The organism is Pseudomonas sp. RA_5y_Pfl1_P24 (genome assembly GCF_963970945.1).
In the GTDB taxonomy this organism is placed as follows: Bacteria; Pseudomonadota; Gammaproteobacteria; order Pseudomonadales; family Pseudomonadaceae; genus Aquipseudomonas; species Aquipseudomonas tritici.
The window spans coordinates 334,501-345,349 of sequence record NZ_CAXAOJ010000005.1; the positions used below are offsets into that span (position 1 = coordinate 334,501).

The 10,849-nt window shown below is 61.2% G+C and carries 11 protein-coding genes; 2 read left to right on the plus strand and 9 right to left on the minus strand.

Going from position 1 to position 10,849, the window contains the following annotated elements; translation table 11 throughout:
• Nucleotides 1-2: 2 nt before the first annotated feature.
• From AACY30_RS10565 to AACY30_RS10585, 5 genes are all read right to left on the minus strand, one after another.
• The gene (locus AACY30_RS10565) at nucleotides 3-254 is read right to left on the minus strand and encodes a YfhL family 4Fe-4S dicluster ferredoxin (protein WP_003195146.1); all 252 of its coding nucleotides are present in this window, start codon (nucleotides 252-254) and stop codon (nucleotides 3-5) included.
• 102 nt (nucleotides 255-356) lie between these two features.
• On the minus strand, nucleotides 357-836 hold the full coding sequence (coaD, locus tag AACY30_RS10570) for a pantetheine-phosphate adenylyltransferase (RefSeq protein WP_049711086.1): 480 nt from the start codon (nucleotides 834-836) through the stop codon (nucleotides 357-359).
• 103 nt (nucleotides 837-939) lie between these two features.
• Nucleotides 940-2,535, minus strand: a complete 1,596-nt coding sequence (locus tag AACY30_RS10575; protein ID WP_339540272.1) for a GMC family oxidoreductase — start codon at nucleotides 2,533-2,535, stop codon at nucleotides 940-942.
• Nucleotides 2,536-2,611: 76 nt separating this feature from the next.
• A complete protein-coding gene (locus AACY30_RS10580) occupies nucleotides 2,612-3,157 on the minus strand; it encodes a twin-arginine translocation pathway signal protein (protein ID WP_339415241.1) in 546 nt (181 codons plus the stop codon).
• A 28-nt stretch (nucleotides 3,158-3,185) separates the two neighbouring features.
• The gene (locus tag AACY30_RS10585; RefSeq protein ID WP_339540273.1) at nucleotides 3,186-4,613 is read right to left on the minus strand and encodes a coniferyl aldehyde dehydrogenase; all 1,428 of its coding nucleotides are present in this window, start codon (nucleotides 4,611-4,613) and stop codon (nucleotides 3,186-3,188) included.
• 146 nt (nucleotides 4,614-4,759) lie between these two features.
• Here AACY30_RS10585 and AACY30_RS10590 point away from each other — a divergent pair, with 146 nt between their 5' ends.
• On the plus strand, nucleotides 4,760-5,431 hold the full coding sequence (locus AACY30_RS10590) for a TetR/AcrR family transcriptional regulator (protein WP_065871966.1): 672 nt from the start codon (nucleotides 4,760-4,762) through the stop codon (nucleotides 5,429-5,431).
• A 33-nt stretch (nucleotides 5,432-5,464) separates the two neighbouring features.
• Nucleotides 5,465-6,319, plus strand: a complete 855-nt coding sequence (locus tag AACY30_RS10595) for a sulfurtransferase (protein WP_339540274.1) — start codon at nucleotides 5,465-5,467, stop codon at nucleotides 6,317-6,319.
• Between the two features lie 28 nt (nucleotides 6,320-6,347).
• Here AACY30_RS10595 and AACY30_RS10600 read toward each other — a convergent pair whose 3' ends face one another.
• Genes AACY30_RS10600 through AACY30_RS10615 form a run of 4 tightly spaced genes read right to left on the minus strand, consistent with a single transcriptional unit; the run spans nucleotide 6,348 to nucleotide 10,821 of the window.
• Nucleotides 6,348-7,343, minus strand: a complete 996-nt coding sequence (locus tag AACY30_RS10600; protein ID WP_339540275.1) for a hydrolase — start codon at nucleotides 7,341-7,343, stop codon at nucleotides 6,348-6,350.
• A 22-nt stretch (nucleotides 7,344-7,365) separates the two neighbouring features.
• A complete protein-coding gene (rsmD, locus tag AACY30_RS10605) occupies nucleotides 7,366-7,983 on the minus strand; it encodes a 16S rRNA (guanine(966)-N(2))-methyltransferase RsmD (RefSeq protein WP_339415245.1) in 618 nt (205 codons plus the stop codon).
• Nucleotides 7,983-9,473, minus strand: coding sequence for a M16 family metallopeptidase (locus AACY30_RS10610; RefSeq protein ID WP_339540276.1), 1,491 nt, complete (start codon nucleotides 9,471-9,473; stop codon nucleotides 7,983-7,985). Before AACY30_RS10610 ends, rsmD begins: the two co-directional genes overlap by 1 nt.
• Nucleotides 9,466-10,821: a M16 family metallopeptidase gene (locus AACY30_RS10615; protein ID WP_339415247.1), complete on the minus strand. Its 1,356-nt coding sequence runs from the start codon at nucleotides 10,819-10,821 to the stop codon at nucleotides 9,466-9,468. Before AACY30_RS10615 ends, AACY30_RS10610 begins: the two co-directional genes overlap by 8 nt.
• Between the last annotated feature and the right edge of the window lie 28 nt (nucleotides 10,822-10,849).

Here is a 10,849-nt window from a genome sequence, read left to right on the forward strand (position 1 = left end):
ACTCAAGCCTTACCGGTAATCTTCCGGTACTTCTCCATCAACTGCTCTTCCGTCTCCGGATGAGCTTCATCCAGCGGAATGCAATCTACCGGGCACACTTGCTGGCACTGAGGCTCGTCATAGTGGCCGACACACTGGGTGCACAGGTTAGGGTCGATCACGTAGATCTCCTCGCCTTGGGAAATCGCGGCGTTCGGGCACTCGGGTTCGCAGACGTCGCAGTTGATGCAATCGTCGGTGATGATCAGGGACATGGAAACTCCTGCCAGGGCTGTCAGCCAAGGCATCTGAAAACTAATGCGCGCAATTGTGCCGCATTGGCGCCCGCAGTGCGAGCAGGCGCCGATTAAGCGGTCTTACTTCTTGAAGCGCAGTGTCAGCGCATCGGCCACGGCCGGGTGCACGAACTTGGTGATATCGCCGCCCAAAGCCGCAATTTCACGGACCAACGTCGAGGAAATGAACGAATAACGTTCAGACGGCGTGAGGAACAGGCTTTCCACATCCGGCGCCAATTGGCGGTTCATGTTAGCCAATTGGAATTCATATTCGAAGTCCGACACCGCGCGCAGGCCACGCAGGAACACATTGGCGTTCTGCTCTTTGGCGAAGTGCGCCAGCAGAGTGGCAAACCCCACCACTTCCACGTTGGGCAGGTGTTTGGTGACCTCACGCGCCAGCTCCACGCGCTGTTCCAGGGGAAACAGCGGGTTTTTCTTGGGGCTGGCCGCGACCGCGATGATCACATGGTCGAACAAGCGTGAGGCGCGTTCGACCAGATCGCCATGGCCTTTGGTAATCGGGTCGAAGGTACCTGGGTACAACACTCGGTTCATCGCGTCGTCCTGGCGGAGTCCGTTGGGGAACCGGATGGTATCGCAGCCATCCCGGTCGGCCAAGTCGACTTATGTAGATACATGCCGCTTATCGCGCGTTTTTTCATGCTGTTTTCAGACGTTCGGCCAAAGCCGTCGCCAGTTGCGCGGTTAAACCGTACACCGATAATTGTGGATTGGCCCCAATACTGGTGGGGAATAGCGAGCCATCGTGGATCGACAGGTTGCGCAGTTGGTGATGACGACCGAGGCTGTCGGCCACTGCGTTTTTCGAGTCTTCACCCATGGCACAACCGCCCATCACATGGGCGCTGCCCAGGCAGGTGCGGTGCAGTTCCAGGTTGAGGCCGTCGATCAGGCTGCGCGCTTCGGCCAGGGTTTTCACGTAGCGCGCGTCGTGGTGCAGCGGCTTGACCGACTTGGCGCCCGCCGCGAACTGGATTTCGGCCATGCTGTGGAACGCGCGGCGCAGGCCGTCCCATGCGTAATCCGAGACCTGATAGTCAAGCACTGGCGTACCGTCGCCGCGCAATTCCACGCTGCCGCCCGGGCTGTCAGGGTGGAAGCCGTCGCGCAGCAACGCCAGCATCGCGTGGGTGTTGGGCAATTGGCTCATATCCAGAGCGTTCTGGGTGCCATAGCCTCCGAGTAGGGTGCTCGCCAGCGCAGGGTGTAAGGGTGGCGCCTCTAGCTTGTAGGACATTTTGCCAGTGGTGCCGTCCTGCCATTGGAAATGGTCGGAATAGATCGACTGGGGTGCGCCATAGAACGGGTTGATCACCTCATCGAATAGCGCTGCGGAGAAATTCACCAGATGCAGGAAGGTGCGCTTGCCCAACCGTGAATGCGGGTCCGGAGCATCCGAGCGCATCAGCAGCGCCGGGCTGTTGATACCACCGCCCGAGAGCACGTAATGCTTGGCTTTTACCGTGATCTTACGTCCGGTCGGCGCCACGCACAGGTCGTCCAGGGCCACGCATTCCAGGCTGCTGATGGTGTCGCCGTTGTAGACGAGGCGTTCGGCGCGCGCCAGGTAAAGCAACTCGCCGCCCTTTTCCAGGGTGGAGGGAATCGTGGTCACCAGCATCGACTGCTTGGCGTTGACCGGGCAGCCCATGCCGCAATACCCGAGGTTGAAACAGCCACGCACATTGCGCGGGATCACATGCCAGCTGTAACCGAGCTTTTCGCAACCTTTGCGGATCACGTCATTGTTGGGGTTGGGCGGCAGGGCCCAGGGCGCTATGCCCAGGCGTTGTTCCATCTTTTCAAACCACGGCGCCATCTCGGCGCTGCTATGACCCTTCACCGCATATTCGCTGGCCCAATGGGCGAGTGTGGCGTCCGGGGTGCGAAAGCTCGACGTCCAGTTGATCAGTGTGGTGCCACCTACCGCCCGACCCTGCAGGATGGTGATCGCACCGTCCTTGCTCATGCGGCCGATGCCCTCCTGGTACAGGCTGGTGTAGGCCTCGTCCTCGAGCAGCTTGAAATCGCTGCTGGTCTTGAGCGGGCCTTCTTCGATCAGCAGCACTTTGTAGCCGGCAGCGCTGAGGATTTCTGCGGTGGTACCGCCACCTGCGCCGCTGCCGATGATCGCCACATCGGCTTCCAGGGTCAGGTCGCTGTCGAGGGCGGCGCCGTTATGGGTTTTCCAACCACGGGCCATGCCGTCGCGGAACAGATCAGGTACGGGCATAGAAGTGCACTCTTGTTGTTATAGATATCACTGGCTACGACGTTGCGGTCCCACATTTTTGAGTGGGTTATCAGGGTCAGATTTTGGGCGGGCCCGGATAGCCGCAGTGGGCCCAGGACGCCGGCTGGAAGTACCAGGCCATGATCACCAGCTTGAGCAGCGAGCCCTGGCCCATGCGCAGCAGGTTCAGGTAGCTGTTTTCCCAGCGGTGCAAAAAGTTGCGAATCTGTTCGCCGCTGGCGTTCTCCCAGCTGCCCCAGATCCCGGTCAACGGCCCACGGGTAATGCCCATGCCCAGCACGTCGAACAGTTGTTGGGTGAGCTTGAACATCTCCGGCGACAGGCGCTGCAGGCTGAAGTCGAGCTTCTTAAGCGTGTCTTCAATCCCGCGGGTGACTTCCTGGGCGCTGGCGACGCCTTCGAGCAGCACTGGGATGACTGCGCGCAAGAAGGGCAAGTCACTGCTGCGCAACATGGCAAAGCCGCTGGCCGGCGTGCTGCTGGAGCAACCGCTGAGGCTGGCGCCGAGCCCGGCGGTGGCCAGGAAGGCACTGGCGCACAAGCCGATTTTCAAGACGCCGCGCCGTGAAAGCGCAGGTGAATCAGTCAGGCTAGGGTTCATTGTTGTTGTTATCCCGTGGGTGGCGGTATCAGCGAACGAACAGCTTCTGGATCAACGTCTGGATGGATTTGCCGTAGGGCGGGTAGATCAACTTCGCCGCGTTCAGGCGTTGTTTCACCAACACACCCTTGGCTTTGCTGAAGGTAAGAAAACCTTCGTGACCGTGGTAATGGCCCATGCCCGAGGGGCCGATGCCGCCGAACGGCATATCGTCCTGGGCCACGTGCAGCAAGGTGTCGTTCAGGCACACGCCACCGGAATGGGTTTCGTGGAGCACGCGGTTTTGCTCGATTTTGTTGTAGCCGAAGTAATACAGGGCCAGTGGGCGAGGCCGCTGGTTGATGTAGGCAAAGGCTTGGTCGATGCCGCGATACGGCACGATCGGCAGCACCGGGCCGAAGATTTCGTCCTGCATCACGGTCATGTCGTCGCTGACATTCAACAACAGGCTGTGAGCCATGCGCCGCGCCTGGCCCTGGTCGTACAGCGGGATCAGGGTGGCGCCCTTGTCGGTGGCGTCTTTCACGTAGGCATTGAGCCGGGCCAGTTGTCGCTCGTTGATGATGGCGGTGTAGTCCGGGTTGTTGGCCAGGGTCGGATAAAACCCGCGAATGGCCTGGGTGTAGGCCTCGACAAAACCGTCGACACGATCTTCCGGCACCAGCACGTAGTCGGGTGCCACGCAGGTCTGGCCGGCGTTCAACGCTTTACCGAAGGCAATGCGCTCGGCAGCATCCTTGAGCGGTACATCAGCGGACACGATGGCCGGCGACTTGCCGCCCAACTCCAGCGTGACTGGCGTGAGGTGTTCGGCCGCCGCACGCATTACATGCTTGCCGATGCTGGTGGCGCCGGTAAACAACAGGTGGTCGAAGGGCAGCTTGGAGAACGCCATGCCTACTTCGGCTTCACCCAGCACCACGCACACCAAATCCTCCGGGAAGACCTTTGCCAGCAGCGTCTTGAGCAGTTCGCCGGTGGCGGGGGTAGATTCGCTGAGCTTGAGCATCACCCGGTTGCCCGCCGCCAACGCGCCGACCAGCGGACCGATGGCCAAGTACAGCGGGTAATTCCAGGGCACGATCACCCCGACAACGCCCAAGGGCTGGTAGATAACTTTGGCCGAAGCCGGTTGGAAGGCAATGCCTACCGCCCGCCGGGACGGTTTCATCCAGCCCTTCAGGTGTTTGCTGGCATAGTGAATGCCATGCAGGCTGGGCATCAGTTCGGCGAACAGGGTTTCGTCGGCGCTGCGGTGGCTGAAGTCCTGGCTGATCGCGTTGATCAACGCCTGGCGCTCGTCGCTGAGCAAATCACGCAGAGCCTTCAGCCATTGTTGGCGCTGTGCGGCCGGTGGCATTGGGTTGGCGGCGTAGGCGCAGCGTTGCGCATCGAACAGGGTCTGGAGTTGATCCAGCACCTGGGAATCTTGCAAGTAGGCAACGTTGGCAGACATGGCGGCGTTCCCGATTGTTATAGGTCTGCCTGAGTTTTTAGAGTCATTACTCTAAATTGTCAAATAACATTGCAGCAACATGCACATTTATCCTGGCAAGGATAGGCCGTAAGATGCCCCATCACGTGTACAGAAGCTGATCCCCTATGGCACCACGAGTAAAGACCAGCGAGCGCATTGTGCAAACCAGCCTGGAGCTTTTTAACCAGCAGGGCGAGCGCAGTGTGAGCACCAACCACATCGCCGCCCATATGGAAATTTCGCCGGGCAACCTGTACTACCACTTCCCCAACAAGCAGGCGATCATCGCCGTACTGTTTCGCGAATACGAAGCCCTGGTGGACAGTTTCCTGCGCCCGCCTCAAGGCCGTGCCATGGCCGTGGCGGACAAGCGCTTCTACCTGCAAGCCGTATTGGCCGGCATGTGGCGTTATCGTTTCCTGCACCGCGACCTCGAACACCTATTGGAAAGCGATCCAGAACTGGCCACCGGCTATCGGCGTTTTTCCCAGCGCTGCCTGATCCAGGGCGGCGCGATTTACCAGGGGTTTGTCGATGCCGGCATTCTGAATATGGACCCGGTGCAAACCGAGGCGCTGACCCTCAATGCGTGGATTATCCTGACCTCCTGGGTGCGTTTTTTGTGCACGACCAACGAAAATTCCGCCCATTTGAGCGCCGAGGCCATCAAGCGCGGGGTGTATCAGGTGTTGGTGCTGGAGGCTGGGTTTGTCACGCCCCAGGCGAAAGAGGCCGTGGACGCCTTATTCAAAGAGTTTTACGTGCCGTTGAATCAGGCATTGGAAGAAGTGAAGTAGGACCTTTCTCGAATCTATTCATAGGAGGCCGTCATGCCGCTTGCCCAACTGATCAGTCCCCAGCAACTGGCCGAGCGCCAGAAGGCTGGCGGGTTGGTGATCCTGGATTGCCGCTTTGCCCTGGAAGACCCGGACTACGGGCGCTGCAGCTACGCCGAAGGGCATATCGAGGGCGCGCAGTATGCTGACTTGGAACGTCATATGAGCGGGCCGGTGACCCAGGGTGTGACCGGGCGTCATCCGTTGCCGGCAGCGCAGACGTTCGCTCGGCAATTACGGGCTTGGGGCATCAGCGCTGACACCGATGTGGTGCTGTATGACGACGGTCCTGGCGCCTACGCCGCGCGGGCATGGTGGCTGTTGGTTTGGTTGGGCAAGCGTGATGGCGTGTTTATTCTGAATGGCGGCCTCAAGGCATGGCATGCCGCGGGTTTCCCGTTGAGCCTGGATACGCCGGTCGTTGAAGCTGGCACTTTCGCGGGGACGCCGGACAATCGCCTGCTGCTCGATGCCGAACACCTGCAAAAACGCCTGGGCCAGCCGGGATTGACGCTGATCGATGCGCGCGCTCAACCGCGTTTTCGCGGCGAAGTGGAGCCTATCGATCCGATTGCCGGGCATATCCCTGGCGCGCAATGCGCGGCGTTTAACGAAAACCTGGGCAGCGACGGTCGCTTCCTGCCGGCAGATCAGCTTAAGCAGCGCTTTGCTGCCCAACTCCGGGGGCGCTCGCCGGATGAGCTGGTGGCGTATTGCGGTTCAGGCGTGACGGCCTGTCACAACCTGTTTGCGCTGAGCCTGGCGGGTTATCCCTTGGGTAAGTTGTATGCGGGGTCTTGGAGTGAGTGGATTACTGATCCGCAGCGGGAAGTCGCTACCGGCGACTGAGTTGTCCGGCGAGCAAGCCCACACATGTTTAACCGTGTTGTGTCAGTAACCACTGGGGAATCCGGCGCTCCAGGTAGTAACCGGGGCGTTTGAGCGAGCCCTCAACAAACCCAACATGCCCACCCTTGTCCGTCAGCTCAAACTCAGTGCAGTCCGACAGCTCGCTGGCCTCTGGCAGGCTATGGGCAAACACAAACGGATCATCCGCCGCCTGGATAATCAGGGTCGGCGTGCGGATACTGCCCAGGTAATAACGACTCGATGCGCGGCGGTAATAATCCTTCGCACTCAGGTAGCCGTGCAGCGGCGCGGTCACGCGGCCGTCGAAGTCCCAGAACGTGCGCATCTTCTCCAGTGAGCCGAGGGACTCCAGGGTTTTAAGCCCGTCAGCCCGACCATCCTGCAGAAAACGGCTTTGCTTGACGCGGATATACGCGAGCATTTCACGCATGAAGTGTTTTTGATAAATCCGCGAAAAGCCCAGGCCGATCCGGTCCGCACACTGATCCAGGCGAAACGGCACCGACACCGCCGCCGCGCCTTGTAGCCCCGACGCCTTTCCGGTTTCGCCCAAATGCTTGAGCAGCACATTGCCGCCCAGGGAATAACCCACCGCGTACAACGGCGCCAAAGGCCGCTTGGCGCGCAGATGAGCAACCGCTGCGGCCAGGTCTTCGCTGGCGCCGGAGTGGTAACTGCGTGCCAGCAGATTGGGTTCACCCGAGCAACCGCGCCAATTCAGCGCCACGCTGGCCCAGCCTTGGACGGCGAGGGCTTTTTGCAAGCCCGCTACGTAGGGTGAGTTGGACGAACCGGTCAGCCCGTGCAGCACCAGCACCAGAGGTGCGTGCGTGTCATGAGGCCCGTGCCAGTCGAGGTCGAGGAAGTCGCCGTCGTCCAGCCACAGGCGTTCGCGTTGGCGCTCGATATGAGTGGTGGGGCGGCACAGCGGCCCCCATAGCGTTTGCAAGTGGGGGTTGCCGAGGCCGAAGGCGGGGGTGAATTTTTCAGCGAAAGGCTTCATGAGGGTCCCGCTCACCACAGGTTTAGGCGGCGGTTTCGACCACACGGTGCCACAACGCGTAATACACCCGCCCGGACTTCTGCTCCCGGTGCAGGCGCCACGCGCCCGGCAAGCCCAGTGTCGACGGCGCAGTCTCACTTTCGGTGTAGACCCACGCATCCGGCGCCAGCCATTGGCGTTCTTCCAGCAGCGCACACACGGTCGGCAACAGGTTCTGGTTGAACGGCGGGTCGAGGAACACCACGTCGTACTCGCTGGCGGCTTGGGTTTCCAGGTAGCGCAGCGCGTCGGCGGTTTGCACCTGGCCGTTGGTGCAACGCAGGGTGCCCAAGTGTTCCTTGAGGCTGGAGACGGCCACATTGCTGGCGTCCAGCGCCTGCGCCTGGGCGGCACCACGGGACAGCGCCTCCAGGAACAGCGCGCCGCTGCCCGCGAACGGGTCCAGCACCTTGGCCCCTGCGATGTAAGGTGCGAGCCAGTTGAAAAGGGTTTCGCGCACGCGATCCGGCGTCGGGCGCAGGCCTACGACGTCGGGGAAGCTCAGCTTGCGGCTGCCCCATTCGCCGCCAATGATGCGCAGCTGGCCCACACCGTTATGCACGTTGTGGACAGGTTTTTTCGGGCGAGATGAACTGGCCATTAATGCTCCGGAACCCCGAGCGGCTGCTCGGCGGGTTTATCAGTGGGGGGCGGTAGTGGCTTTTGCGCAATCGTCGGGCCGGCGGTCACGATGACCATCTTGTCCGCGCTCAAGTGTTTGTTCATTGCAGCCTTGACCTGTTCTACGGTCAGGGCCTGGGATTGTTTCATGAAATCTTCCAGATAGCTCAGCGGCAGGTTGTAGAAACCCATCGCGCCCAGCTGCCCGACGATATCGGCGTTGCTTGCGGTAGACAGCGGGAAGCTGCCAGCCAGCTCACGCTTGGCGTCATCCAGTTCTTTTTGCGTCGGGCCGGTCTTGAGGTAGTCGGCTACCACATCCTCAACCAGACGCAGGGTGCCGCCGCTCATTTCGGCGCGGGTCTGCAGATTGATCATGAACGGTCCGCGCACCTGCATCGGCGAGAAACCGGAGTACACGCCGTAGGTCAGGCCGCGCTTTTCACGCACTTCACTCATCAAGCGGGTGCCGAAACCACCGCCGCCGAGGATCTGGTTGCCCAAGGACAAGGCTGCGTAGTCCGGGTCGGCGCGGTCGATCCCCAGTTGCGCGAACAGCAGGTGCGTCTGCTTGGACGGGAACTCGATACGGGTCAGGCCGGGCTTGGGCTCGGTGGGCTGGGCGATTTTTGCCAGGGCCGGGCCTTTGGGCAGCGATGAGGAAATCTTGGCCGTCATGGCTTCAGCTTCGGCGCGGGTCATGTCGCCGACTACGGCAATCACCGCGTTGCCCGCTGCATAAGCCTTGGCGTGGAACGCCTGCAACTGCGCCAGGGTAATCTTCGGAACGCTTTGCGGCGTGCCTTCGCTTGGGTGAGCGTAAGGGTGGTCACCGTACAAGCGCTTGAACAGCTCTAGGCTCGCCAGCTTGCCGGGGTTTTGCTTCTGGTACTCAAAGCCGGCCAGGATCTGGTTCTTGATCCGCGCCAGGGAATCGGCCGGGAAAGTTGGCTTGCCGATCACTTGATCAAACAGGGTCAAGGCGGCGTCGCGTTTGGCGCTGTCACTCAGGCTGCGCAGGGAAACCAGCGCCATGTCGCGAAATGCGCCATTGCCAAAGTCCGCGCCGAGGCCTTCAAAGTCGCGGGCAATCTGGCTCACGTCCTTGCCCGGCACGCCTTCGTTGAGCATGGCGTTGGTCATCAGCGCCAGGCCAGGCACGTCGCCGTCCTGGCTGCTGCCAGCGGCGAACAGGATGCGCACGTCGAACATCGGCAGTTCGTGGGCTTCGACGAACAGCACTTTGGCGCCTTCGGCGGTATTCCAGGTTTGCACGTCGAGCTTGCGGTTGGTCGGCGCCTTGCGGTCCAGTTCCGTCAGGGATTGCAGTGTACTGCCCGATTGGGCTTTTTCCAGCGCTGGGCTCGCAACCGATTCAGTCGGACGCAGGAAGTACACGGCGCCGGCGGCGATCAAGGTGACAGCGATCAGGCCGGGAAAGATCAGGCGGCTGTTTTTGCGATCACTCATGAGCGGTCTCCTGGGGCAGGACATGGGCGACGCTGAGACGTTCGCGGGTGAAATAGGTGCGCGCGGCTTTCTGGATATCTTCCGGGGTCACGCTTTGCAGGTCGGCCAGTTCGGTGTCCATCAGCTTCCAGGACAAACCAACGGTTTCCAGCGCGCCAATGGCCGTAGCCTGGCTGGTGATGGAATCACGCTGGTAGACCAGGCCGGCAATGACTTGGGCGCGGATGCGTTCCAGTTCTTCGGCGGTCGGTGGTTTGGCTTTCAGCTCTTCCAGCAGGCGCCACAGGCCGGCCTCGGCTTGGGCCACGGTTTTCTTTTTCTGCTGGTTGGGAGTGGCGGTCAGCATGAACAGGGTATCGCCACGGGTGTAGGCGTCGTAGTGGGTAGAGGCGGCGGAGACCAGTTCCTCACCGCGTTCCAACTGCTCGGAGATACGCGCGCTGTAGCCGCCGTCCAGCAAGGCCGAGATCAGGCGCAGGGCTTGTACCGAGCGTTTGTCTTCGGCGGTGGCCAGCCCAGGTACGTTGAAACCCAGGATCACGCTCGGCAGTTGAGTCTGCACATGCAGGGTCAGCAGGCGTTCGCCCGGCTCGGCCAGTTCCATCGGGATCTTGGCCGGTGGTACGTCACGCTTGGGGATCGGGCCAAAGTAGCGCTTGGCAAGGTTTTTTACCTCGTCCGGGGTGACGTCGCCGACCACCACCAGGGTCGCGTTGTTCGGCACGTACCAGGATTGGTACCAGTGGCGCAGCTCTTCGACCTTCATGCGGTCCAGGTCGGCCATCCAGCCGATGGTCGGCGTGTGATAACCGCTGGCCGGGAAGGCCATGGCCTTGAAGCGCTCATAGGCCTTGGACATCGGATTATCATCGGTGCGCAGACGGCGCTCTTCCTTGATCACCTCGATCTCGCGGCTGAACTCGTCGGCCGGCAGGCGCAGGCTGGCCATGCGGTCGGCCTCCAGCTCGAAGGCCACACCCAGGCGGTCACGCGCCAGCACTTGGTAATAGGCGGTGTAGTCATCGCTGGTGAACGCATTTTCTTCGGCGCCGAGGTCGCGCAGGATCAGCGAGGCTTCGCCGGGGCCGACTTTGGCGCTGCCCTTGAACATCATGTGCTCCAGGGCGTGGGACAAACCGGTCTGGCCCGGGGTTTCGTAGCTCGAACCGACCTTGTACCACACCTGGGAAACCACCACTGGCGCGCGATGATCTTCGCGCACGACCACCTTGAGGCCGTTATCCAGGGTGAACTCATGGGTGGGTTGTGGATCGGCAGCCAAGGCTGACAGAGGCAGACAAACTGTACCGAACAGCAGGCCTGCGGCGCGGCGGGCTAGAGCATTCATTCGTTTTTAAACCTGTTGGGCTGACCGC